Raw genomic sequence first — 25,440 nt, forward strand, 5'->3', positions numbered from 1 at the left:
GCAAGTCTCCTGTGGAAGTTCATCTGAAACGTGCCGCTTTTACTTCTTGGTAAAGGCGGCGATCCTTTCCGCCATATCCGGCCCGGTGCCTTCGGTTTCCATCACCTCCCATTGCAACCCCGCATCCAGCGGCCGCATATCGGTCGCTTCAAGCAACTGCTTGTTCGCAGCATGGGAAAACGGTGAATTTGCAATGATGCGGCCGACCAGACGTTCGATCTCGGCCTCGAATTCATCGGCAGGAACTGCATATTCGGCAAGTCCGATCCTTACGGCCTCGTCAGCTCCGATCATATCCGCCGTAAACATCAACCGCTTGGCTGTGGCGATACCGACCCGCCGCGGCAGCCGCTGGCTCATTCCCCATATGGGGGTCAGCGCCCATTTTGCGTGGGTGTCCCCGAAACGCGCCGTATCTGCCGCGACGATAAAATCAGCGGCCAGTGCCACTTCAAGCGCACCTGTATAGCAATGCCCGTGCACCGCAGCGATCACCGGCTTTGGCAATTTTTCCATCAGTCGCAGGGTTTCGGAATGCCACCCTTGAGAAGGCACCTCCTCCCCTTCTGCGATATCGCCGAGGTCGTGACCGGCCGAGAAACACTTTCCAGCCCCCCGCAGCACAACGCAACGGATTGCATCATCGTCCCGCAGGTCAAGAATGTGCTGGCGCAACTCTTTAAACAACGGAACGTTAAGAGAATTCAACTTCTCCGGCCTGTTCATCGTCAGAACAGTCCAACCAACTTTATCTTCCCGAATTACCAGATCAGCCATGTTTACCTTCTTTAAATCATTGCAACACAACGGAGGCGTTCAAGCGACCAGACGCGCGAGCCGCTGCGAAATAATGGTTTCCGCGTCCGCCACGATGCGCGAAACCAGTGCTTCGCAGGTGGGAATATCGTTGATAAGCCCCTGAACCTGACCCGCCCAGATCAACCCCCTGTCCAGATCGCCGGACATTAATGCCTCGCGCCCCTTGGCACCGGAAACATAGGACTGCACATCACCGAATTCTGCACCCGGTTTTGATCCGATCTCGACCACCATGTCGGAAACCGAGTTTTTCGCGACGCGACCGGTGTTTTTGAAACCGCGGAAAATCAGGTTTGTGTCCCGCTCGCCGTTCGCCACCAGAAACTGTTTCACATGCTCGTGGATTGGCGCCTCTACAGTGGCGCAGAACCGCGTTCCCATATTGATCCCGTCAGCCCCCAGAGCCAGAGCAGCCGCAAGTCCGCGACCGTCGCCAAAACCTCCTGATGCCAGCAAAGGCACCTGAATCTGATCGGCGGCGGCAGGGATCAGGACCAGACCGGGCACATCATCCTCTCCGGGGTGGCCGGCACATTCAAACCCGTCGATAGAGATTATATCGACCCCCATCTTCACGGCTGAAACGGCGTGGCGGACGGAGGTGCATTTGTGCAGCACGGTAATGCCATGGGCCTTGAAATCCTCCACATGTTCTTTCGGCCGCCCGCCTGCGGTCTCTACGATTTTGACACCGCTTTCGATAATCACGCGCCGATAATCGCTATAGGGTGGCGGGTTTACAGATGGCAGCACGGTCAGATTCACACCGAACGGCTTTTGCGTCATGGTTTGGCAGCGGGCAATCTCTGCGGCCAGCGCATCAGGTGACGGTTGGGTCAAAGCCGTGAGAATGCCAAGACCCCCGGCATTCGAAACAGCAGCAGCCATTTCGGCGGTGCCGACCCACATCATACCACCTTGCACGATAGGGGTTTCGATCCCCAACATTTCCGTAACCCGCGTGTGAAGCGCCATCAGAATATCTCCGCTGTTGAATTGTTTGAATCCGGCCTGAAACCATCAGGGCTTACGCGCCCTGTGCTTTCTTCCAATCCCGTTTAACTTTTTTGGCGAGCGACCATTTGTGCACTTCGGTCGGTCCGTCATAAATTCTGAACGCCCGTATCTCGCGGAAGACCTGTTCGACGATTGTGTCGCCGGACACGCCCTGCCCGCCCATCACCTGAACGCAGCGGTCGGCAACGCGCATCAGCGCTTCGGAAACGGCGACTTTCGTCATGGAGCTTTCGACCGTGCCCAGAACACCGGTATCCAGTACATCCGCGCACCAATAAACCATCTGTTCGGCCTGCTTCAGGTCGATCATGTTTTCAGCCAGCATAAAGCCGACACCTTCGTGATCCACCAGCGGCTTGCCAAAGGCCATGCGGCGGTTGGCATAATCGCTCGCGATCTCGTTCGCGCGGATCGCAGCCCCGAGCCAGCGCATGCAATGGGTCAGGCGCGCAGGCGACAGACGGACCTGAGCATAGCGGAACCCTTCACCGCTTTCGCCCAGCATCTGGCTTGCCGGAACCCGCAAATTGTCGATATTGATGACCGAATGTCCACCGATCATGGAATTGTCGATGGTGTCCAGCACCCTTTCGATCCGGATCGCGGGATCGGGCAGATCGACAAGGAACATGCAGGCCCCGTCCTCGGATTTGGCCATTACGATGCCCAGTCCTGCCCCGTCGGCCCCCGTGATAAGCGTCTTGCGCCCGTTGATGACCCAGTGGTTCCCGTCCATTTTACAGGTCGTCTGCATCATCATCGGGTCTGACCCGGCACCCCCCTCGTCCGCAGGCTCCGTCATGAAAAAGGCAGAACGCATCTTGCCCTCGACCATCGGCTTCAGGAACCGCTCTTTCATCTCGGCAGAGCCGACCTGACCCAGAAGATACATATTACCTTCGTCGGGCGCACCCACATTGCACGCGATCGGACCAAGCGGCGAAAGCCCCGAGCGTATCAGCACACATGCGGTTTCAAGATGGCTCAGGTGCGTGCCGTCGTCCAGAATATGAGGGGTCATCACCCCGGCTTTTCGGGCTGCCTCTTTCATTTCATCGCCAAGCGCCTCTGTCGGGCCGTGGCTGTTTTTGCGATCGTCCTTTTCATAGGGAACGATCTGCTCGCGCACAAAGCTTTCCACGCGGTCCGCGATTTGCAATGCCCGTTCGGACATCCGGCTGTTATCAATAGTAAACGTCATTTTTGTGATCCATTTCATGTCATCAGAGCTGTCGGTTCCGGCGCCTGTTTGTCAGCCGCCCGCCCCTGAAGCCCGTTTCCAATATTCGTCCTTAAGCTTTCGTTTGGTAAGTTTACCCGTTGGTGTCCGTGGCAACTCCTTGCGAAAGTCGATACTCTTTGGCGCCTTGATCCGAGACAGACGGGCGCGGCAGTATTCCATCAGCTCCTCCGCCTTGGCTGGCAAGGGTTCGACACCGCACTCAAGCTGTACAACCGCTTTGACCTCTTCACCCAAGTCTTCATTGGGAACGCCAAACACGGCAACATCCGCTACGTCGGGATGACAGGCAAGCAAATCTTCCGTTTCCTGCGGATAGATGTTCACGCCACCGGAAATGATCGTGTAGGACGCGCGATCTGTCAGGAAAAGGAAACCTTCCTCATTCACATGCCCGACATCGCCCAGCGTTGAACATCCGGGGCGTAAATATGCCTTGGCGGTTTTTTCAGGGTCTGCGCGATAGGAAAACTCTATACCGCTGTCGAAATAGACATCGCCGATCTCACCAGCAGGCAGTTCCGTCCCGTCCTTGCCGACCACCACTATATCCCCGATCAGCGACCGCCCCACGGTGCCCGGATACTTCAGCCAGTCTTGAGAAGTTGAAACGGTCACACCATTGGCCTCCGAACCGGCGTAATATTCGATCAGGATCGGCCCCACCCAATCCAAAATCTGCCGCTTGACCTCTTGCGGGCACGGTGCTGCTGCGTGGAAAATTACTTTGAGCGAGGACAGGTCAGATGCTTCGCGTTCGGCACGGGGCAGACGCAGCATTCGGACAAACATCGTCGGAACAACCTGAGTATGCGTGACCTGATGTTTCTCAATCAATCGCAGCATTTCACCGGCGTCAAACCGTTCCATGATGATCGATTTACCGCCCAGCATGACCGCCATCATCGACGTTCGTAAAGGTGCTGCATGATAAAGCGGGGCCGGAGACAGATAGACACTTTGGCCATCCATATCTGCCATTGTTTCACAAAGCACCGTCATCAGCGGCGGGATCACTGTGTCGACGGGCGCTTCGGTAAACTCGCGCACCACACCCTTTGGGCGCCCCGTCGTGCCGGAGGAATACAACAGATCAGCGCCCGCCATCTCATCATTGACCGGAGCCGTCGGCAGGGAACGCACAAAGGCGTTCCAATCCCGTTCGGCATCGTCACCGGCCCCGCTCACAAAGATGCGAACATCCGGACAAGCGGTTTGGATCGCAGGTAAAAAACCGGCATACTTCGCGGACACAACCAGTACCTTTGCCGCGCAATCCCCGACGATATAGCTGACTTCCTCTGCGGTCAGGTGACAACTTATAGCGGTGTAAAACAGTCCCGACCGTTGCGCAGCCCATGTCAGAACAACAAAATCCAGACAGTTTTCAAACAGCAAAGCGATGTTTTCACCCGGCCCGACACCGAGCGTTCGAAACCCATGCGCCGCCTGATTGGATCGGCTGTCAAGCTGCGCAAAGCTTAGGGTTTCGCCGCTCCCTGCCATTTCATAGGCAATTTTATCGGGGGCAATTTTCGCCGTGTAGGACGGATGCTTCATCCTGCGACCGCACTATGGGAAGTTCTGCGATCAACAGAAATCTCACCATTCCGCCTGCTGTTGTGAAACATCATCCCCTCCCAAGGCACGTATCAAAACGCTTTTTCCGGTCAGGGAATCCTCCAACAACACCCTGCTTGCCCCCATATTTACGCGTTGCTTAATTTTAATTCAAGCAATGCTTTACTTTTTCGGGAAAAATGCAATTCTTCCTACGAAGCATAGAAGTTCGAATTACGCTCGACGGTTCCAAAAGGGTCCTTCTGCGTTCCGCATCTTCTTGACCCGAAGAACTGAACCCAAACAGAATGGAGCAATCCAGCCATGTCCAACATTCACGTCATCGCAGTAATCACGGCCAAACCGGGCCAACGCGCCGCCCTTCTTGAACTGTTCAACCAGAACGTTCCGGCGGTAAAAGCCGAAGAAGGCTGCATCGCATACGAAGCCACAATCGACACCCAGAATGCCGGCCCGATGCAAACCGAATTCGGACCCGACACATTTGTCGTTGTCGAACAGTGGGAAAGCATGAAGGCGCTTGGCGCACATGCTGCTGCGCCCCACATGAAAGACTATAGCGCGCGGACCAAAGGCATGGTTGCAGACAGCAAAATCCACATCCTGTCACCGGCATAGGTGCCAAAACCGAAGTCGCGGGGTGCCTGTACCCACTCCGCGACGAAATCAGGGCGCTATATGCCTGAGCAATTCAATACTTCGATCCAACCCTTTTTCTCGGCCGCGCTTTGCTGATATTCCTGTCACCACAGACGGCTCAAGAGGCAAGCACATGGATGAAAATGGCAACCTTAGAAAAGGCGAACGGACCCGTAACCGTTTGAAAGAAGCCGCGCTGAAGCTTTTTGCCGAAAACGGTTTGGAAAATGTATCGATCCGGGACATCCAGCTTGCGGCGGGACAAAAGAAAAACGGCTCGATAACCTATCACTTCTCTTCCCGAGACGCGCTGATCCGTGAACTGGTTCAGGATGTTGGCAAAATTCTTGATGCTGGCAATAATCAACGATTGGACGCGCTGGAGGCCAACGGCGGTCCACGTTCTGTCCGTGACGTGACAGAGATCATGATCCCATCACTTCCGGACAGCAGCGACATGTCGTCCAAGCAACAGACTTACGGGCTGCGGTTTTTCACATCTGTTATGTTAAGCCGCCGCGATCTGTTGTTTGAAGCAACCGCCGGTCAGGACCGTGGTACAAGACGCTGTTTTGAAGCCATCCGGAGTTTGGCACCTGACATGCCGCCCGAAATATTGCGGCAGCGGATGATGTTAACGCTTATGTTCGGGCTTTCGGCAGGTGCATCCATGGAAGCGGCTGCGAAAGATCAGGATGTTTGGAAGCACCTCTGGGGTCAGGCATCCGCCCGATCCAACCTTGCAGACACAATGGCAGGGATCATTCTGGCGCCAATCTCTGACGAAACACGCACGATTTTAAAGTCTTGATCACGGAAAATTTCCGAGGCTTGGCTCGTAACATTAACTGACGCAGGGGCTACCTGTGACAGCAGATGCGCTTTTAAGATGGTCAAACATCCGGTGACGGTGCCTGTTGCGGTTTGGTGAAGAATTCCGCCAGAGAACCGCAAATGCCGAGTGCGGCGATGCTCCAGCACCTTAGAACAAATTATATACAATAGCCGAATACTGTACTCCAATATATCCTGATTATATCCACATTCGAACGTGTTAGGTCAGACAGGACACAACACATCGAAAGGAACATCCGATGAAAGCCATGGCTCTTTCCGAATACGGCCCCGAAGCCCCCTTCGCGCAGATTGACCTGCCCAAACCGACAGCTGGTGCCGGTCAGGTGATCGTGCGTATTGAAGCAACAAGCGTAAACACAATCGACACCATGATCCGCAATATGGGAACCGACCTCGGGTTCGCTCCGAAAGCACCTGCTGTTCTGGGCATGGATTTTGCCGGTACCATTGAAGAGATTGGTGCAGGCGTGACAGATTTCGCCGTGGGCGACGAAGTATACGGTTGCGCTGGCGGCCTTGCCGATCTTCAGGGTGCTCTGGCTGAATACATGCCCGCAGACGCGCGACTGATTGCCAAGAAGCCAATATCCCTGTCCATGCGTGAAGCAGCCGCCATTCCGCTTGTGGGGATCACCGCTTACGAAGGGTTGAAACGGGCAGGCGTGACCGGAGGCCAAAAAGTGCTGGTGCACGGCGGTTCCGGTGGCGTAGGGCATATTGGCGTGCAACTGGCACAAGCCTTCGGCGCAGAGGTTTATGCCACGGATGGTGGCGAAGAACGGCTGTCTGTTGTGCGCGAACTCGGGGCGGAGGCCATCGACTTCAAGGCGGAAACCGTTGAGGATTATGTAGCCAAACACACCGACGGTGCCGGATTTGATGCCGTCCTTGATACTGTGGGCGCCGCCAACCTGACAAACTCTTTCAATGCCGTTGCCTTGAACGGGCATGTGGCGACCACTTTGGCACTGGCCGAACTTGACCTGTCGCCCGCGCATCTGAAAGGCGCGTCCCTGCATGTTGTCTTTATGCTTATCCCGATGCTGCACGACAAAGATCGCGCCGAACATGGCGCGATCCTTGCTGAACTGGCGAGGCTTGTGGACAATGGCGCATTGAAACCGATCGTAGACGCGCCCCGTTTCACCCTTGAAGAAGTCGGTGCCGCATACGCGCGCCTGAGCAGCGGCAAGGCAATCGGCAAGGTTGTTATTGAAGTCTGATTGGATTTCAACTCCGACACAGAACCGGCGTGGTGGGCGAGATGCTCACCGCGCCTTTTTATTGTCAGGGCTTGCGGACGCAACCCGAATTCCGGTGTTGCCCCCTTTGTGAGACACTCACGGCCATTAAAATTATATAGTAAAACCGAATACTAATTCAATTTTCACGCCATTTATTCGAAATCAACTACATAATATCTGTTGAACATCACTGATGAACCAGACCAAACAAAGGATAACCTTCCATGTCACTCAACGCGCTCCAACACGCCCGCGCTGTACCCAGACCTTCGCGCGAAGAAATGCTCCACCGCGATGTATCCGTCCAGCACTTCTGGTCCCAGAACCGTGACCTGTTCGAACAAGCATGGTCCGAATGGGAAACAGGGAAAGGGGCGGAATTACCCCAACTCGACACCTCTCTGTTTGATCCCCAACTGCGCGCGGCTGTAGAACAGGCGTGGGCGGACCCGACCACTGAAACCGGAGTAAAAGACCGGTGGGAAGAGGTTTTTCCCGGTGTATACCGCACACAATTCTTTAACGTTGAACGCCTTTCTGCCCTGCGCGATTATCTCGACGGGGTAGCGGATGCCGGAATTCCCTTGCGTCCGCCCTATGGTATCGTGCTCAACCGTGGCGGCGCGATGCTGGACCCCCGTTCTGAAGGCTATCTTGCTGCCCCCGGTTTCCAGAGCTTCTACCGCACGCTGATGGACCAATACATGCGTCCCGTTTCGCGACTGCTTTTTCCGGATGTAACGGGCTATGACAGCCAGACTTTTGGCTTTTCGATCCGCTGGCAGGCCAGCAAAGACACTTCGCTGCGCCCCCATACTGATGCATCTGCTGTTACGCTGAACATAAACCTGAACCTGCCAGACGAAGATTATTCTGGTTCCGCAGTAAGTTTTATCGATCCGGTGTCTCGCAAGGTAGAGAAACTGACCTTCGAGCCGGGCACTGCCCTGATCCACCACGGCAGCGTGCCTCATGCGTCCGAACCGATCACTGCGGGCGAACGTTACAATTTTGTCCTGTGGCTATACGGTGAACACGGGCAAATCCCGCAACCTGGCGCGCCCATACGCCAGATCACTCCGAAGGAGAGATGGAGCCTTCCAGCAACAGAATCCGACGGCTTCGCGCCATTCTAAGACACTTGGGACTGCGATTCCCAAAATGGCTCGGGCGGTCTTTCTGCCCGGGCCTTTCCTTCTTTTTTACGACGTTTCCATTTTAAAGAGGCAACGCTTCTTTACTGCGAAATTTGTTGAACCACCCCGCCCCCATCCAGCTTTCGCGATTCGAAATCCGGCCCTCACGTCCATTTGTTGCGGTGTGAAAGACTTTAGATACTAAATGTTGCGCGGCCGTTGCGTTAACCTTAGATTGTAAGGTTAACAATAACTTACTCCTTCAATCCGGTTAATTGCGTCTACCCCCGAAAACAAAGCAGGACAGGGTGCGCAAAAAATGGTTGATTGGGGATAACTTGCGTGTCATGAGGTTAGTAGTCGCAAAAATCCGTAAATAACGCGGTTTGGCGACGAAAGCAAAATGACCCAATAAGAGGTCGGTAAGGGCAGAGCGAACACAATAATGGCAACAGAACACCCGAATTCCATCGCTGCATCAATTGCATCAAATGCTGCCCGCCTGTCGGAAGCGTTGAACAATCATATGCGCAACAGCTTCCAGCCGGAAAGTAGAAAAACGCTGCGCAAATTCCACCCTGCGGAAGTGTCGGAGCTGACCGGAATCAGCATGTCGAATCTGCGCACACGGCATCAGGAGGGCGACTTCCCCGATGTAGAGACCGATTCAAGGGGTCGCAGGCTCTATACTGCGGAAGAAATAGACCAGATCCGCCATGTCATGGCCAAAACCGGACGCAACGGAGAGGCCTACCTCCCCGGGCGGCGGGAAGGCGATGGTCTTCAGGTGATCTCTATCGTCAACTTCAAAGGTGGTTCCAGTAAAACCACCAGCGCGATCCATCTCGCCCAGCGGTATGCCTTGCGGGGCTACAGGGTTCTGGCAATAGATATGGACCCGCAAGCTAGCTTGACGACTATGTTCGGATATCGACCGGAGATTGAATTCGCAGAGAGCGGTACAATCTATGATGCATTAAAATATGAAGATCCGGTCCCTCTCAGTCAGGTTGTCCGGAAGACATATTTCCACAACCTCGACCTCGCACCGGCCGGTTTGCTGTTGTCCGAATATGAAACTGAAACCGCCTATGCGCTCCAGCATAAACTTGATCCACCTTTCACACAGCGGCTCGCCATTGCTCTGGACGAGATCGAGTCGCAGTACGATCTGGTCATTATCGATTGTCCCCCGCAGCTCGGCTTTACCACAATGACAGCGCTTCTGGCATCGACGGGTCTTTTGATTACAGTCGTCCCCAGTATGCTTGACGTGGCTTCAATGGCCCAATTCCTTGAAATGGCTGGAGAAACTGTTCAGACACTGGAGGAGGCCGCCGGACCGATCGATTGGAATTTCCTAAAATTCCTCGTCGCACGGTACGAGCCTACAGATGTTCCACAATCCCAAATGGCGGGCTTTCTGCGGTCCATTCTGCTGGATCAGGTGCTCAACACGCCAATGTTGAAATCCACCGCGATTTCCGATGCAGGGATGACCCAACAAACGATTTATGAACTTGAACCGTCACAGGTCGTCAAGAAAACGCTAAGCCGCATTCTGGAAAGCGTGAACGGCGTGGCCGATGAATTCGAGAAAACGATCCAACATGCATGGGGAAGGGAGACTGACTGATGGCCCGGAGAAACCTGTTCCAGCCCCCTCCCCCACCCGAAACGGACGCTGCTCCGGCAACAGTTGAAAAACAGAAGTCCCGGTTCCCGAACACCGGCGCGATGAGTGGGGTCAAATCGACACTCAAAGACGTGGCCAGCAATGCTGTCCGCGAAATTGCTGTGAACATGATCGAGGAAGACGGCCCGAAAGACCGGCTGGATTTCACCGATGCCGATGTCATTTCCCTTGCCGAAAGCATCAAGACCCACGGTCAGCAAGTGCCAATCATGGTGCGCCCGATTGCGGACAAGCCCGGACATTACCGGATCATCTATGGCCGCCGCCGGTTGCGCGCGCTGCGTTTTCTCGGCCAACCTGCAAAGGCACTTGTACGGTCCCTGACGGACGAACAGGCGATTCTTGCACAGGGTCAGGAAAACACCCAGCGGTTGGACCCCAGCTTCATTGAAAAGGCATTGTTTGCAACAGAACTGGCCGACAGCGGCTATGAACAGGCTGTCATTCTGGACGCTCTGGCTGTGGACAAACCCATGCTGTCGCGCATGACCAAGGTTGCGCGAACCATTCCAAAATCCGTGATCGAGCAGATCGGCTCGGCCCATGGTGTCGGGCGGAGACGTTGGGAAACCCTCGCCGATCAAACCCGTTCATCAGATCTCGATCTGGACCAAATTGTCCAATCCATCGAACTTTCGGCTATAGCAAGCTCCGAGGACCGTTTCGGAAAAGTCAGTGATGCGGTGACACGATCCCTGCGCAATGACACAAGCGAAGCGCAAGTCCCCTCCCCTACTCTGTCAATCACACTTGGCGATGGAACGGCCCTGGCCGAGGTTAAGGACACAGCGCGGTCTTTGTCCATCAAGCTGTCAAAGACCGAGACACCCGAATTTGCCCGTTGGATGCGTGACAACGCAGAAGCCGAGCTAACGCGTCTGTATAAGGCGTGGCAGTCAGAGCAATAGCCTGACTAAACCCTAACCGAGCAGTCAAAACAAAGGAGCACGATCAGCAGCCCAAAAAAGAAAGAGCCCCCCAAGGTATTCCAAGGAGAGCCCAATCTGTTCTTAGCACTTTCAGATTTATCATCTTCTTCACATCAGTCAACAGCTACCGATTCGGTAAATGAAGAATTGCGGACTTTTTTCTGATTAACCGGGATACCGGAGCATTTTCACATCAGGTTGTCGTGAAAAACACATGGCATTTACACAAATCTCCGCGCCCGACGGGTTGCGGACCGGTGAACTATTGTCCGCGGACAACTCTATCCCCGAGCGACACATCGTTATCGAAACCCTTAGGACTGCAGCACCACGTCTCGGCCTTAGCGCCTCTGTAATTTCTACTCTGGATGCAATGCTCTCCTGTCTGGCACCAAAACGGAACCACCACACCGTCTTTGCTTCAAACGCGACACTCACCTTCCGGCGCAACGGTATCTCTGACCGGACCATTCGCCGTCACGCTGCTATCCTGCAAGATGTTGGCCTGCTGGAACGCCGGGACAGCCCGAACCGGAAACGCTACACGAAGCGCAACCCAGTGGAACAGACCGCCCTGCGGTTTGGGTTTGACCTCACCCCCCTGTTCAAGCGCCTTAACCATATAGCGGCATTGGCGGCCGAGGTTCTAAGCGAACGGGAGCAGATCAACTATATGCGCACCAAGATCCGTGCTGCAGCTCAGGAACACCTTAGACTGGACCCGGACAACCCTTCGGCCTTCAACGTCTTGCGGCTGCTTCGTCGAAAACTGACTCTGCAGGATTGCGAAGATATTTTTGCCCACTTGGGAACGAATGATCTGGAAGCCGAAGTTTCAACAAAAGACGAACCTTCAGAAACATCAAAAATGGCCACCAGTAACGGCCAAAATGTCCGGCACCATCATAACTCAAATAAAGAACTTATTGAAAAAGAAGAGACCCCAGTAAAAAAAGAAATGCCTTCTCATTGTCCGGAGAGCCCGCTCTCAGTTCAAGAACTGCTTACTGCATGTCCTGAAGCAGCGAAGTTTGCTTTAGAAAAAGTAAGGACAACCGAAGATGTGATTTCACATGCAAGAACGCTGGCGCCTATGATCGGTATCACAAACCAGACCTATGAAAGCGCCATACAGCGACTGGGCCCGTTCAGAACAGCGGTGACGCTCTGGGCCATCATGCAATTTCATAGCAAGATCAAATCGGTCGGAGCGTATTTCAGATCCATCACAACAGGCGCAAAGAGCATGGATTTCAGTCCTGAAAATTTGGTGCGACGTCTGATGAAAGGGCAATCTCTAGCAGCGTAGTTGGCGTTTTTGTCCGCGGACAATTTCTTCAAGATACATAGAAGGGTAGGGGGCTTCACCGGGCAAAATGACGTTAGAAAAAATAAAATGACCCCACCTAGAACCGCAGGCGAAACCGCTCAAAAAGCTGTTCCCGTTTTACACGCTTTCCAGACCCGCAAGCCACGGCGGTTTTGTAGAGATTATAACAGGCAAAGCGCCGTTATGGGGGAGGGGGATTGCTTCAGGTTCTTTTCAGGAAATAACCGAACTCCCTTTTCACATTAGATTAATCGACGGCAAAGGTCATCAGTGTGCCGTCAAAAAATATAAGAAACCGTGGCTTCTAAGCCGACAGAGCAGGGATCAGGCCAGCACGCGCATCAGCCCGGCTTGAGTTCGTAAAAGCGGCTCTGCAAACTGTTCTTTCATTGCGGCCGCGGTGGTTTGTGTGGCCGCAACCCCAGTGTTCAGCGCTGCCACCACTTGTCCGCGGACATTCTTGAGGGGCACAGCCAGAGAGCGCAGGCCTATCTCGACCTCCTGATCTATCAACGCATAGCCGTTCTGCCTGATAAGCTCCAGTTCGGACAGGATATCGTCGGGCGCAGTCAGGCTGTAGGGCGTGCGGGGCGACAGGTCGGAACGCTCTAACAGAGCCCGCGCCTCTTCCACAGGCAAGGCTGCCAGAAGAACCCGACCCATAGAGGTGCAATGGGCGGGCAAACGCGAACCGGGCATCAGGCCGATGGACATCACCTTGCGCTGTGCCGCCCGTGCCAGATAGACGATTTCGGTTTCATCAAGAATGGAAACGGATGTGGACTCTCCGATCTGTTCGGACAGTTGGTCAAGCCATGGCTGCACCAGTTGCGGGAGGGGCAGGGCGGCCAGTGCCCCCATACCCAGACGCAGGATACGCGGTGTCGCGGTAAAGAACTTGCCGTCGTAGTCGGTGTAACCCTGTTGGTGCAGCGTCAAAAGGCAACGCCGCGCGCTGGCACGGTCAAACCCTGTGCGCTGCGCGACCTCGCTGATAGTCAGGCGCGGTGTATCGGCACCGAAGCATTCGATGACCTGAAGGCCCTTGGCCAGTGACGCGATAAAGTCGGTGGGTTTGTTCGGCATGCGACCAAACCAAGTCTCTATTTGAACAAATGTCAATATGTGAGCAAAGATCATGGCAAAGCCGGCTGCAAAAGGTTAACCACCACTCCCGTAGGAGGATTTAGTATGGATATAACCGTTGCGACCCCCCATGAGGTCATTCAACAAATACCGGACGGTGCGACCGTTATGATTGGCGGTTTTGGCGGCTCCGGTGCGCCGATCGAACTGATCCACGCATTGATCGACCACGGAGCCAAACATCTGACCGTTGTGAATAACAACGCCGGAAACGGACACGTCGGTCTTGCGGCTTTGATTGAACAGGGGCAGGTGGACAAACTGATCTGCTCCTTCCCGCGCTCGGCTGATCCCACGGTTTTTGTCGAGGCTTATAAGGCCAATAAAATCGCGCTGGAAATTGTGCCGCAAGGCACCCTTGCCGAACGAATCCGCTGTGGCGGTGCCGGCATCCCCGCGTTTTACACGCCCACGGCCTATGGAACCGAAGTGGCCGAAGGAAAACCGGTCGAAGAATTTGAGGGACGCTCCTACATCCGCGAACGTTGGCTGAAAGCGGATTTTGCGCTGATCAAGGGCGATGTGGGGGACAGGCACGGCAACATGACCTACCGGATGGCTGCGCGCAACTTCAACCCGATCATGGCAACAGCCGCCAAAGTGACGATTGCGCAGGTTTCCCGCGTGGTTGATCCGGGCGGGATTGATCCCGAACACGTGGTGACACCGGGCATTTTCGTCAATCATCTTGTGGAAATCCGCAACCCTGCACAGGAAGAAGAACTGAACCGGGCGGAGGCCGTTTACCCATGATCGAAATTTCCGACATCAAACTTTCAAATGCCCAGATCGCCTGGCGCGCGGCGCAAGACATTCACGACGGCGCTTACGTGAACCTTGGCATTGGTTTTCCTGAAATGGTGGCCTCTTACCAACCCGAAGGTCGGGAGGTAATCTTCCACACGGAAAATGGCGTTCTGGGTTTTGGTGCAGCCCCCGCGCCCGGAGAAGAGGACTGGGATCTGATCAACGCCGGTAAAAAAGCGATCACCCAAAAGCTCGGAACCTCTTTCTTTCACCACGCGGACAGCTTTGCGATGGTGCGGGGCGGTCATCTGGATGTGGCCATTCTGGGCGCTTACCAGATTGCGCAGAACGGCGACCTTGCCAACTGGTCCACGGGGAAGGGTGGTATTCCGGCTGTCGGCGGCGCAATGGATCTGGTCCAGTCGGCCAAACGTGTGGCCGTTGTGACGGACCACATCACCAAAAAGGGCGATCCCAAACTGGTAGAAAGCTGCACCATGCCCCTGACGGGCGTGGGCTGTGTGACCCGCATTTACAGTTCGCTTGCGGTAGTCGATATTGAGGGCAACCGTTTCGTGCTGCGCGAAAAAATTCCGGCGATTTCCTTTGATGACCTGCAAGCGCTGACCGGAGCCGAACTTTACACAAACGAAGGGGTGGATGATCTGATCTGCCCGGAGGACCTCGTATGACTGACGTATTTATCTGTGACTATGTCCGAACCCCCATCGGGCGGTTTGGCGGAAGCCTTGCCTCTGTGCGCACCGATGATCTGGGGGCGATCCCGATCAAGGCGTTGATGGAGCGCAACGACGTCGACTGGGCCGCTGTGGAAGAGGTCTTTTACGGCTGTGCCAATCAGGCCGGAGAGGACAACCGCAACGTGGCCCGCATGTCGGCGCTGCTGGCAGGGCTGCCGGAAAGCGTTCCGGGAACGACGATGAACCGGCTTTGCGGGTCGGGTATGGACGCGATCATCACTGCCGCCCGCGCCATCCGTGCCGGTGAAATTGATCTGGCCATCGCCGGTGGTGTCGAAAGCATGACCCGCGCGCCATTCGTTATGCCCAAGGCAGAATCCGCCTTTTCCCGCAGCAACGCCGTTTACGATACCACCATCGGCTGGCGGTTTGTGAACCGTCTGATGAAGGCGCAATACGGCGTGGATTCTATGCCCGAAACGGCCGAAAATGTGGCCGAGGATTTCGGGATTAACCGCGCCGATCAGGATGCTTTCGCATTCCGCTCGCAGTCGAAAGCGGCGGCTGCACTGGCCAACGGGCGGCTGGCTAAAGAGATCACCCCCGTAGTGATCCCCCAACGCAAGGGCGATCCCGTGACAGTAGACACTGACGAACACCCGCGGGAAACCACACCGGAGGCGCTTGCCAAGCTGAAGACCTTTGTGAAGGCAGATGGCACCGTCACAGCAGGCAATGCCTCTGGCGTGAATGATGGGGCTGCGGCACTGATCCTTGCTTCGGCGGCGGCTGTGAAGAAGCACGGTCTTACCCCGCTTGCCCGCGTTCTTGGCGGCGCAACCGCCGGTGTTGCACCGCGTATCATGGGGATCGGACCAGCACCCGCATCGCAAAAGCTGATGGACCGCCTTGGCCTGACGCCGGATGATTTCGCCAAAATCGAACTGAACGAAGCCTTCGCCAGTCAGGGGCTCGCCACCTTGCGACAGCTTGGTATTGCGGATGACGACCCGCGCGTGAACCCCAACGGCGGCGCAATCGCACTGGGGCACCCGCTGGGAATGTCAGGGGCACGGATTACAGGGACGACCGTCCACGACATGAAATCGGGCGACAAGAGCCTTTCGACCATGTGTATCGGTGTCGGCCAAGGCATCGCCATCGCACTGGAACGGGTCTGACAAGACCCGCAACCGAAAGTAGAGCTTGTCAGAACCATAGGGTTAAACACACGGATGTGAGGGTGTTTAACCCTTTGCCTCAAGCAACAGGCAAATTCGCATAGGGCAGTTGGACGTTGATCTGACCGGCATGGCAAATCTCCGAAGAATGATGTGCAGCACTGCGCATGCTGTGAATTTGGCGCGCTAACAGGGCTGATCCCGCTGTAGGTCAGTCGATTTCAGCCTCTGTCAGGGTTTGGACTACGCTAGTCAGGCAAGTCGGCTGGAGCGGGGGCTCTCATCCATCTGGCCGATAAGATGCTGTGTCAGTTCTGCAAAGAACTGTGCCTTGATGTCTTTGTACTCCGGGTCGTCCCAAAGGTTGCGGGTCTGGCGCACATCGTCTTTCAGGTTGTACAACTCGCCCCAATCCTGATCTTTGTAGACCGAGAATTGCCAGTCCTGCGTGACAACAGATCGAACACGGGCCGGCGCGTCAAAACCCATGCGGGTCAGTCCGTCGTTATACTCGATCAATAGGGATTTCCGGTGCCGGTTCTTTCCTTGAACACATTCCAGAAAGCTCTGCCCTTGTATGCCAAAGTAGGGATCAACGCCGGCGCGTTCCAGAATGGTTGCAGAGATATCGATGGTGGAGGCAAGGGCCTGCGTTGTCCGGACCTGACGATCCATCGGGTCAGACCAGATCATTGGTACGCGGTTTATCGATCTGGTTGCCCACGCGCCTTTTAGCAGCATATTGAAATCACCCATGTAATCGCCATGGTCGGAATTGAAGACGATCACCGTGTTTTCATATTGACCGGTGTCTTTCAGTGTCTGGAGCAAATCGCCCACAGCATCGTCAATCAGAGTTAACATCCCCGCTGTCAGGGCCATCGCTTCACGCACTTGACGGTCGGACGCCATAAAGGCGGTTTGCGGTGTTTTCTGCCCCAGCCCGTCCTGATACGCGCGATAAGCCTCCAGCAGGGGAGGCGGCGGGTTTTGATGATCTTCAAACCGGGAAGGCAGTGTAAAGTCGTCCGGATCATACATCTCCCAATATTTGCCCGGTGGATTAAACGGGTGATGCGGATCACTAAAGGAGACATAGGCAAAGAAAGGCTGACCGGAGTCCGCCCGTCCAACCAGATAGTCTTGTGCGCGATCCCGTGTGTAGGCTGTAGGGTAAGAGTCTTCCGGAATCGGGGTGCGTCGCGCCTGCGGCACACTGTAATTATGCGGCAGTTCGTTTGCCGGATCGCAGAGCTCGCGCCAGTTTGGGTGCTTCTTGCGAAACCATTGTTGATAGTGGCCACCGGCGCGGTCATCATGACCTGTCACCATTTCCACATGGTCAAACCCGTAGTAGGGCGTGGGAAAATCGAAGCGGGTGTCATTGGCAAATTTTGCGGGCTCTTCGTATGTATAATTCCCGATGTCTGGCTTCCATGCCTCGCTGACTGGCCCGTCGAGAGTTGCGCCTGCCTTTTCGGCCTCGATATCTGTGAAGGGTTGCAGATGACTTTTGCCGATGGTCGCCGTTGCGTATCCTTCCGCCTTTAGCACATCGACAAAAGTGTTGGCCCTTTCGGACAGAAGACAGCCGTTGTAGCGCAACCCGTGAACCGAAGGCATGCGTCCGGTCATCAAGCTGGCACGGTTGGGCATGCAGACGGGCGTTGCGACGTGAAACTCGTCAAACCGTGTCCCGTTTGCGGCCAGTGCGTCGATGTTGGGGGTCTTCACCACCGGATGGCCATAACAGCCCAGCCAATCCGCCCGGAGTTGATCAACCATGATGTAAAGAAAATTCGGCTTGCCAGTCATGCGATGGTTCCTGCTGTGCGATGAGAAAAACGGTGAAAGGTCAAAAGCGCAATACCCGCAATGGCTGCTGCGCCGTGGATGTAGAGCGTTGGAGAGATCAGGAAGATTGCTGCCCCGAACCGCGCTGCCACCTCCCATGCAGACAGTTTGTGCACGTCAAAGCGGCTCGTGGAACTCGCCAGCAGATAGATCATAAAAGCTGTGCGCAGGAGAGCCGAACCAAAACCGGCAGCAGAGAACACAGCGGGATCGTCAAGTTGTTGTTCGGGATCGAAAGTGGGGGTGCGCTACCTTCTGTCACGCGGCCATGCTTTTCGCACAGTCGTTCCAGCGCCCGAACGCGGCGGCGAGGCTCTGACGGTATCTGGAGGCGGTCATCTTATGGCGGCGAGGGCGGAACAGGTTGGCGGTTTCATCATGGGCGCAGAGGAACCTTTGCGCCTGCCTTGCCGATTTGAAACGGCCCTGGATTTTCTCGCGCTTTCGCGTGGGTCTGTGCGATCCCTCAATACGATTGTTCAGTCCCTTGTGCGCCCGGTGATCCACGTTCAGCCTGAGCTGCCGCAGGGCCGCGCCGTAGCTGCGCAGTTTGTCCGTCACGATGACGCGGGGCTCTCCCCAGCGGGCGATCAGCTGTGAAATGAAACGCATCGCCGCCCGCGCATTGCGGCGCGTTTGCACGAGGATGTCGAGAACTTCGCCGTTGCTGTCCACGGCGCGCCACAGCCAGTGTCGCACGCCGTTGATCATAATCACCACCTCGTCCAAGTGCCATTTGTCGGTGGGCCGCGGGCGCGTAGCGCGGACCCGTTTCGCGATCTGCGGCCCGAATTTCCCCTCCCATGCTCGGATTGCCTCATAGCTCACCACGATACCGCGCTCGGCCAGCAGATCCTCGACATCACGCAGACTAAGCGAGAAGCGATAATACGCCCAGACCGCGTAGGAAATGATGGAGCGTGGAAAGCGGTGGCCTTTCAGGCGCGGTGCCGAAATCTGACTGATCATCGCACGGAGCTACATAACTGCCCTCCGGAGGGCAATAACTTGACGATCCCAGTCAGTATGCAACATGTGCCAATGAGCACGCGGGACTGATCTGACCTTGAACTTCGAACACCATACGGGCCCGCATCATGTAGTGCGCTGCATCAGAGGCCGGATACATGTCAGCACCCGATAGAGCGTCACAATCAGCTCCAAAATCATCTCTTGCGCAAGGGGCGGTTATACATTTTGCATTAACCGAGGTATTTGGCCGCGATCATGCTTTTGAAGTCAAGTATGCCGCGTAAATCCCCTTTTAAGCATCACTCTTTTCCAAGAGGGATCATCCTGTGCGCGGTGCGATGGTATTTACTTTACCCGCTCTCCTATCAAGACGTGGTCGATCTGCTCGCCGAGCGTGGGATCAGTGTTGATTGATCAACCGTCTATCGCTGGGTGATCACGTTTGGGCCTGAACTCATTAAACGCACAGAGAAACACCTGCGCCGCGCCAGCCTCGATTGGCACGTGGATGAAACTTACATTCGTGTCGGCGGAGTGTGGCGATATCTATGGCGCGCTGTCGATGCGAATGGGCAAATGATCGGCTTTCGCCTCACCGCGCGACGAGCTTCGAAAGCAGCCAAGGCCTTTCTGAACAAGGCGATCGAGCGGGTCAGGCTTCATCGCCCGGTCACTATTGTCACGGACAAAGCACTTGCCTATCGCCGTGTCATTCGTGAGATTAACAGTTGATATGACCCGCATTTCGAAAGCATCAAACACATCGATCATAAGTGGCGAAACAACCTGATCGAAAGCGATCACGCAGCAATGAAGCGGCTGCTTGGCTATCGTCAAAATTCCAATCATTGCGATTTGCCAGGGCGACCCTCGGCGGCATTGAAACCATCAGAACCATCAAACACGGACATATCCATAGCAAGCGATCAGGCGTCAGTGGCGAGGTCTAGTTCATCAGCCAGTTGTTCGAAGTCACTTGATTTGAAAGGCTGTCTAAGCAAAGTTCTGACCAACAAAAACTAACGCAACAGTCCCGCTCAGAGTGCAGCTAGAAATTCTGCACAAAGGTCAAAGCGCAGTCCTTTGATTTATATTCGTACAGTGCAACGTTTGACCGGTTTTGCTCTATCTGGCAGGAGAGTTTCGGTATTGTATCCCAGACGCGGATACGTGCCGAGCTAAAGGAAATTCCGATGCTGGCAAAACGGTCCTGGCGGGCCTCGGCTAAGGCCGGGAATATACCGTCATAATTACGTCCGCCCAGACTGGCATTCAGGCCCAAAGTGCCCATTCCAAACACAGGTGTTGTGATTTCCCCCCAAAGTGAAATGCCTGTGTATTGCAGATGGGCGCGTGTTGGTTTGCTGTGTGTCGTCAGAATGCCAAAACCCAGACTGGATTGGTCAAAGACAGGAGCAGTGTAAGACGCACCGAGGCTCAGGAGAGGTCCATCCAGATAGTCCAACCCGTCATAATTGCGGTTCTCCACGGCAATTGTCCCGGTTATGGAACTCTTGTCGGTCAGATAGTGTTCATAGCTCGCTTTGACACCAATTCTGGTGGAATCCGCGTTTTGGGGGCCTGTTTGATCATAAAAGTTACGAAACACATAGGGGGTGATCTGTGTGGTTCCTCGCAGCCCGTGTTGGCCCCATGTAACGCTGAGGGTTCCGTCATAGCTGTTCAGACGATCCACTGGGTATTGGTTTCGGTTCAGAGCTGCGCTGTATGTCAATGTACCGCCATCATTGGGCAGCACGGTTTCATAGGACATCCGGCCCCCGAAACGCAGGCCGACACCGCTTTCTTCCTGCCCCCCGCCCACTATGCGAAAGGTACCTGCAAGCGTGTCGAAAATCTGGTTCGAAGACGTGCGGCTGATGTTGGTTGACGGCAGGATCGACAAGTTTAATCCAAAGCTAAGCGGTGCGGTTTCAACCACTGTCCCATGAACCCGTTTCAGCAAGGCCAGGTCATCAGCGGCTTTGCTGGTGCGCATCAATTCCAGCAGGTGAAATTTGGCAGCTCGGTAGTTGCCTGTATGGTAAGAGACTTTCGCATAGCGGAACCGCACGGCCCGGTGATCGGGGTTTTCGAACAGCAGCCGTGCGGTATCAAAACGCACCTGTTCCAGCGTGCGGTTCTGGGCTAATGCGGTCACGGCAGTGGCGCAAAGGATAAGGCAAATTAGTAATGACTTCATTTTTTTGAAAGCGCCCCAAGCCTTTTTGCCTGTGAAAGGGGCACGACAGGTTCAAATGACCAGAGAAATGGTGTGAAAATGGCGGTCATTCGGGTCTCAACTTCAAGTGTTACAGGGGATGCCCAGTCAGGGCGATCAATTCGTGTTGTTAAAGGTCAAAGGCTAGAACTGCCTATGGCACTGAAAAGGGGGTTACAGGTGCAGCCCCCTTTTTTAACAGACCCAAACGTTACGGGACCAACTGTGTCAGTCCGCGATAAAGGCACCGCGCACAGACACTGCATTTACGGTTGTATCGTCAACCACAAAGGCCGCGCCCACCTCGTCGGCATCAGGGCCATAAAATCCGCCGGACAGGGATGTACTGGCCTGTGTGCTAAGCGCATTCCCGCCGTTTACTGTCGCACTGTCCAGCGAAGCGGTGCCGCCCGAAAAACCGGTGCCGGAAATGCGAGAACCTTCCACCCGAAAGGTTCCCACATCGGTTGCGGTCTGTGTAGCAGAAAACGCAGGGTTTCGTGTGCCGTTCAGGTCGGTGTAAACCGTATCAACAGTGCCACTGTCAAAGTCTGCGGTCACATTCACCGTGCCTGTTAGATCCAGAACGTCGAGATTGTCCTGGATCGTCAGGTTTCCGGCACCCGTGTACACCGCGCTCCCTGCTGGCAGGCTTGCGGAATCGATTCCGATGACGCCAATGCGTCGGGGGCCGTTTGTCGGATTGACCTCAAAGAAGCGCGCGTAAGTCGCATCGCCTGCAGCGGTGAGTGTGCCTGTCCCACCAGCGTCCAAATTCAGCTTTGTACGATCACTGTTCAAAGATCCGGATGTTCGTCCCAGTGCCAGTTCGTCCGCAGACAAATCAATCGTTCCGGAGACGCTGCTGCTGCTTTCTGACAGATTGTCGATAGAAACAGCTGTAACGTTCACAGTGCCCGCCGGAGAGTTGAAATCCCGCTGTGCTGTTCCGCCAGAGCCAAAGCACCCTGCAAGCAATACCGTACTTAGGGAAAGGGCTGTGGCGGTTGTGATGTGAGTGGTTTTCATTCTGGTGTCCCTAGTAAATAAAGAAGTCAGTTTCAGCGAGGTCGGCAACGGTAAGACCCGCAAAGCGTATGGTTAACCCTTGATCCGCAAAGGTGGCTTCGCCTTTCACATCGCTCAGGTGTGCAAAGGCTTCTCCGCTATCAGTATAGCCAAAGCCGATCAAAGCGACTTTATCCAAACCGGATTGGAAATCCGCGTTATCCACTGTCGAGGCTTGGGTGTCGGTAAAGTCAATATTGATACGCCCGATGGTGTCATTGCCTTGATCCGTGCGGAAAACGAATGTGTCACTGCCAATTCCACCTTCCAGAAGATCGTCACCGCGCCCGCCATTCAGGTGGTCCCTGCCGCCGATCTGTGCGGAACTGTCGGACTTAAGGATATCATTCCCGGCCCCGCCCTTTAACCTGTCTTTACCAAGGCCACCAAGCAACACGTCATTGCCCGCGCCCCCGCTAAGAACATTGCGTCCGTTCATGGCCAGCAGAACATCATCGCCGTTTGCGCCCACAAGAATGTCGTCGCCATCCTTGTCTGTGATGGTATCGTTGCCAGCTCCGCCGTTGATGGCATCATTACCGTTCCCGCCTTCGATACGGTCATCGCCAAAGCCTGCAAAGACAATGTCATCCCCGCCAGTGCCTGTCATCGTGTCATCGCCCGGACCGCCCCGCATTATCCCGTCAGGGCCAACAAGCCCCACAGCAATAAAGTCGGACAGATCAATCGTGTCGGTGACCTGTTCACCGCCGGCTATTGTCGCCGTCACACCAATATCGAGAGAGCGTATCTTGGTCGGATCAAAATCACCTGTGATGACAATCTGGTCTCCGTCAAGGCCAACAGTTCCCCTGAAGGTTTTGGCCAGCGAGTAATCCACATCTCCTGCAAAATTGAGAACCTCCAAAAGGGCAATGACAGTGCCGACTTCATAAGAAACAGCCGTGTCAATCGAATCTGTTGTGATTTCAAATTTGCCCTGATTGAGAACGGTAAAGTCAAACCCGTCGGACAGAGGCGCAAGATTACCTGCGGCATCGCTTGTGGACAGTGTCAGCACATATTCGCCCGCTTTCAGGCGCACATCGGTGTAATCAAACGTCCATGTGCCAGTCGCATCACTTAGCGCGACGCCCACGGCAACTCCGTTTAACAGGACCGAAACTGTTGAGGCCGGATCAGCGGTGCCGTTAAAGACAAGCCGCCTGTCGGTTGTGACATGATCTCCGACAATTCCAGTATCCCCTTCAAAGCCAGTGACTGCGCCGGTTGACGGTGCTTCGGTGTCCACTGTCAGATCCAGATTTGTGACCGTAACATTGCCCGCAGCATCTGTTGCACGCAGTTGTACGGTTTTAACCCCGTCAGATCCGTATAGGGTAGCAAGCGTTACCTTTTGTTTCAACCCGTTGCCTATCCCCGCTGCGATAAACCCGCTACCGTCCCCCCAATCCACTTCAATAGATGCGCCATCCTCGGCGGTAAACTTGACCGTAGGGCTGGTGTCGTTGGTCAGGTCGTCATTGCGCAGATTTCCGCTGTCAGATGCCCGGATCAGGTTCGGAGCGCTGATTTCGGGCGCTTCTGTATCTATAGTAAGCGCAAAAACAGCGGATGGATCAGATACAATACCGTCATCCGCTTTGGCCGTCGCCGTGATGGAATAGGCGCCGTCTTCCAGTGGTTCTCCTGCGAATGGCAATACCCATTTCCCGGAACCTTTGACCACAGCAGTACCTATTTCGTCCCCGTTCAGGAGAACCGTGACGGTTTCCCCCGCAACTCCTGTACCCCGAATGGCGGGCGTTGAGTCAGCGGTGATACCGTCGCTGTTAGAAAAACCACTGTCCTTGCCGACACGCGTAATGACGGGAACAGCGCCCTCTAAGGGCAGGATTTCAACCGGGGCTGCAGTTGATTGCTCTGAAGTATTGCCAGCGGCATCAGTCGAACGCGCCTTAAAGGCATAGGTATCGACGTCCAGTTCCGGACTGGTATAAGACCAATCCCCGGTTGCATCTGCGGTGGCGCTGCCAACTACAACGCCATCGCGCAGAATCTCGACCAAGGCGCCAGCTTCGGCTGACCCGACAAGGGTAGGGGCCGCAATGGTGGTCTTTCCATCCCCCGCAACCCCGCTGTCAGACACGGCCGCAAGCGACAAGGTCGGCACCGTCGGGGCAATCCGGTCAACCGTCACTTCAACAGGCGTAGCAGTAGGAGAGACATTCCCTGCAGTATCTGTTGCAACAACTGACAAGGAATGCACACCATCGGACAATTTCGGGGTCGTAAAGGCCCAGCTACCATCAACTGCCGTAACCGAACCCAGCGAAATGGAACCATCGAAAATTTCAACCAAACTGCCCGTTTCTGCGGTGCCAACCAATTCAAGCATTCTGTCGCTGGTCACATTATCACTGTCGGACGCGCCTGTGTCAGACGCCGCAGCCAGATCCAGCGTCGGCGCGCCCGGCGCGGTGGTATCGATTGTGACGTCGAACCCTGTGGACAGGTCTGACGGGTCCGCGCCGCTGAGAGAGGCGCGGGCGGTGAAAGTATAGTCGCCGTCGGCCAGATCGGTTCCGCTGTAGTCAAAGCTCCAGCTGCCCGTACCATTTGCGGTGGTTGTGCCCAGTGAAACCGCACCTAGGAACAGTTCGATTGTTGCACCTGCCACACTCGTGCCGCTGACTACCAAAGAGGGGTCGCTGGTCACGCCGTCTGTTGCGCCGGTGTCGTCGGTAATCGCGGTGATGACGGGGGTTGCCACAACCGCGCTGCTGATGCGGATACTCAAGGCGTCGGAGTTGGAAGTGTTGCCCGCTGTATCAACGGCCCTTGCCACAAAACTGTAGGTGTCCTCGGTCAGGGCAGGGTTTGTGAAGGACCAGTCGCCGGAGCCGTCGGCGGTCACGCTGCCCACTAACACCCCGTCGCGCAGGATTTGTACGGTGATGTTGGCGTCGGCCGTGCCACTGAGCGTTGGCGTTGTGTCACTGGTGACCCCGTCGCCCGCCACGCCCGTATCATCCGAGAATCCGCTGATCACAGGCACGCCCGGCGCGGTGGTGTCGATTGTGACGTCGAGTGCGGTTGC

At 55.3% G+C, this 25,440-nt stretch carries 21 protein-coding genes and 1 pseudogene; 11 read left to right on the forward strand and 11 right to left on the reverse strand.

The window, feature by feature from the left end; all coding sequences use genetic code 11:
* Nucleotides 1-39: 39 nt before the first annotated feature.
* Genes C0U40_RS13860 through C0U40_RS13875 form a run of 4 tightly spaced genes read right to left on the reverse strand, consistent with a single transcriptional unit; the run spans nucleotide 40 to nucleotide 4,636 of the window.
* Nucleotides 40-777 carry an enoyl-CoA hydratase/isomerase family protein gene (locus C0U40_RS13860; protein ID WP_101656385.1) on the reverse strand — a complete coding sequence of 246 codons (738 nt, stop codon included), beginning with the start codon at nucleotides 775-777 and terminating at the stop codon, nucleotides 40-42.
* Between the two features lie 39 nt (nucleotides 778-816).
* Nucleotides 817-1,794 (reverse strand): NAD(P)H-dependent flavin oxidoreductase, encoded by a 978-nt coding sequence (locus tag C0U40_RS13865; RefSeq protein WP_101656386.1) that lies wholly within the window; start codon nucleotides 1,792-1,794, stop codon nucleotides 817-819.
* A 52-nt stretch (nucleotides 1,795-1,846) separates the two neighbouring features.
* Entirely contained in the window at nucleotides 1,847-3,037 is a 1,191-nt protein-coding gene (locus C0U40_RS13870; protein ID WP_286134986.1) for an acyl-CoA dehydrogenase family protein, read from the reverse strand.
* A gap of 51 nt (nucleotides 3,038-3,088) precedes the next feature.
* The gene (locus tag C0U40_RS13875) at nucleotides 3,089-4,636 is read right to left on the reverse strand and encodes an acyl-CoA synthetase (RefSeq protein WP_101656387.1); all 1,548 of its coding nucleotides are present in this window, start codon (nucleotides 4,634-4,636) and stop codon (nucleotides 3,089-3,091) included.
* A gap of 324 nt (nucleotides 4,637-4,960) precedes the next feature.
* Between C0U40_RS13875 and C0U40_RS13880 the strand changes: the two genes are divergently transcribed.
* The 7 genes from C0U40_RS13880 to repC all read left to right on the forward strand — a co-directional run bounded on the left by C0U40_RS13880 (nucleotide 4,961) and on the right by repC (nucleotide 12,468).
* Nucleotides 4,961-5,275, forward strand: coding sequence for a putative quinol monooxygenase (locus C0U40_RS13880; RefSeq protein ID WP_101656388.1), 315 nt, complete (start codon nucleotides 4,961-4,963; stop codon nucleotides 5,273-5,275).
* A 154-nt stretch (nucleotides 5,276-5,429) separates the two neighbouring features.
* Nucleotides 5,430-6,107, forward strand: coding sequence for a TetR/AcrR family transcriptional regulator (locus C0U40_RS13885; RefSeq protein ID WP_101656389.1), 678 nt, complete (start codon nucleotides 5,430-5,432; stop codon nucleotides 6,105-6,107).
* Nucleotides 6,108-6,390: 283 nt separating this feature from the next.
* Nucleotides 6,391-7,377: a zinc-dependent alcohol dehydrogenase family protein gene (locus tag C0U40_RS13890; protein WP_101656390.1), complete on the forward strand. Its 987-nt coding sequence runs from the start codon at nucleotides 6,391-6,393 to the stop codon at nucleotides 7,375-7,377.
* Nucleotides 7,378-7,622: 245 nt separating this feature from the next.
* Complete coding sequence (locus C0U40_RS13895; RefSeq protein WP_101656391.1) at nucleotides 7,623-8,534, forward strand: 2OG-Fe(II) oxygenase; 912 nt, start codon at nucleotides 7,623-7,625, stop codon at nucleotides 8,532-8,534.
* Between the two features lie 445 nt (nucleotides 8,535-8,979).
* A complete protein-coding gene (gene repA / locus C0U40_RS13900) occupies nucleotides 8,980-10,170 on the forward strand; it encodes a plasmid partitioning protein RepA (RefSeq protein WP_101656392.1) in 1,191 nt (396 codons plus the stop codon).
* Nucleotides 10,170-11,138, forward strand: coding sequence for a plasmid partitioning protein RepB (gene repB / locus C0U40_RS13905; protein ID WP_101656393.1), 969 nt, complete (start codon nucleotides 10,170-10,172; stop codon nucleotides 11,136-11,138). The genes repA and repB overlap by 1 nt, the downstream gene beginning before the upstream one ends.
* A 235-nt stretch (nucleotides 11,139-11,373) precedes the next feature.
* Complete coding sequence (repC, locus tag C0U40_RS13910; protein ID WP_101656394.1) at nucleotides 11,374-12,468, forward strand: plasmid replication protein RepC; 1,095 nt, start codon at nucleotides 11,374-11,376, stop codon at nucleotides 12,466-12,468.
* Nucleotides 12,469-12,813: 345 nt separating this feature from the next.
* Here the strand turns inward: repC and C0U40_RS13915 are convergent, their stop codons facing one another.
* Nucleotides 12,814-13,575 carry an IclR family transcriptional regulator domain-containing protein gene (locus tag C0U40_RS13915; RefSeq protein ID WP_101656433.1) on the reverse strand — a complete coding sequence of 254 codons (762 nt, stop codon included), beginning with the start codon at nucleotides 13,573-13,575 and terminating at the stop codon, nucleotides 12,814-12,816.
* A gap of 105 nt (nucleotides 13,576-13,680) precedes the next feature.
* Between C0U40_RS13915 and C0U40_RS13920 the strand changes: the two genes are divergently transcribed.
* From C0U40_RS13920 to pcaF, 3 genes are read left to right on the forward strand one after another with little or no spacing between them, the layout of a single operon-like run.
* The gene (locus C0U40_RS13920; protein WP_101656395.1) at nucleotides 13,681-14,388 is read left to right on the forward strand and encodes a 3-oxoacid CoA-transferase subunit A; all 708 of its coding nucleotides are present in this window, start codon (nucleotides 13,681-13,683) and stop codon (nucleotides 14,386-14,388) included.
* Nucleotides 14,385-15,074, forward strand: a complete 690-nt coding sequence (locus tag C0U40_RS13925; RefSeq protein WP_101656396.1) for a 3-oxoacid CoA-transferase subunit B — start codon at nucleotides 14,385-14,387, stop codon at nucleotides 15,072-15,074. Before C0U40_RS13920 ends, C0U40_RS13925 begins: the two co-directional genes overlap by 4 nt.
* Nucleotides 15,071-16,264, forward strand: a complete 1,194-nt coding sequence (gene pcaF, locus C0U40_RS13930) for a 3-oxoadipyl-CoA thiolase (protein ID WP_101656397.1) — start codon at nucleotides 15,071-15,073, stop codon at nucleotides 16,262-16,264. Before C0U40_RS13925 ends, pcaF begins: the two co-directional genes overlap by 4 nt.
* A 252-nt stretch (nucleotides 16,265-16,516) precedes the next feature.
* Here pcaF and C0U40_RS13935 read toward each other — a convergent pair whose 3' ends face one another.
* The 3 genes from C0U40_RS13935 to C0U40_RS13945 form a co-directional block, all read right to left on the reverse strand.
* Complete coding sequence (locus tag C0U40_RS13935) at nucleotides 16,517-18,079, reverse strand: sulfatase family protein (protein WP_101656398.1); 1,563 nt, start codon at nucleotides 18,077-18,079, stop codon at nucleotides 16,517-16,519.
* On the reverse strand, nucleotides 18,076-18,273 hold the full coding sequence (locus C0U40_RS13940; protein WP_145991941.1) for a hypothetical protein: 198 nt from the start codon (nucleotides 18,271-18,273) through the stop codon (nucleotides 18,076-18,078). Before C0U40_RS13940 ends, C0U40_RS13935 begins: the two co-directional genes overlap by 4 nt.
* A 103-nt stretch (nucleotides 18,274-18,376) precedes the next feature.
* The gene (locus tag C0U40_RS13945; protein ID WP_101656400.1) at nucleotides 18,377-19,087 is read right to left on the reverse strand and encodes an IS6 family transposase; all 711 of its coding nucleotides are present in this window, start codon (nucleotides 19,085-19,087) and stop codon (nucleotides 18,377-18,379) included.
* A gap of 276 nt (nucleotides 19,088-19,363) precedes the next feature.
* Here C0U40_RS13945 and C0U40_RS20470 point away from each other — a divergent pair.
* Nucleotides 19,364-20,040 (forward strand): annotated as a pseudogene (locus C0U40_RS20470) (IS6 family transposase).
* 98 nt (nucleotides 20,041-20,138) lie between these two features.
* Here C0U40_RS20470 and C0U40_RS13955 read toward each other — a convergent pair.
* From C0U40_RS13955 to C0U40_RS13965, 3 genes are all read right to left on the reverse strand, one after another.
* Nucleotides 20,139-21,293: a surface lipoprotein assembly modifier gene (locus C0U40_RS13955; RefSeq protein WP_101656401.1), complete on the reverse strand. Its 1,155-nt coding sequence runs from the start codon at nucleotides 21,291-21,293 to the stop codon at nucleotides 20,139-20,141.
* A gap of 246 nt (nucleotides 21,294-21,539) precedes the next feature.
* Nucleotides 21,540-22,340 carry a transferrin-binding protein-like solute binding protein gene (locus C0U40_RS13960; protein ID WP_101656402.1) on the reverse strand — a complete coding sequence of 267 codons (801 nt, stop codon included), beginning with the start codon at nucleotides 22,338-22,340 and terminating at the stop codon, nucleotides 21,540-21,542.
* A gap of 10 nt (nucleotides 22,341-22,350) precedes the next feature.
* A partial coding sequence (locus C0U40_RS13965; protein ID WP_286134988.1) for an Ig-like domain-containing protein occupies nucleotides 22,351-25,440 on the reverse strand: 3,090 nt, incomplete at its 5' end.

Origin of the sequence: Neptunicoccus cionae (genome assembly GCF_002860325.1) — a bacterium.
Taxonomy (GTDB): Bacteria; Pseudomonadota; Alphaproteobacteria; order Rhodobacterales; family Rhodobacteraceae; genus Amylibacter; species Amylibacter lutimaris.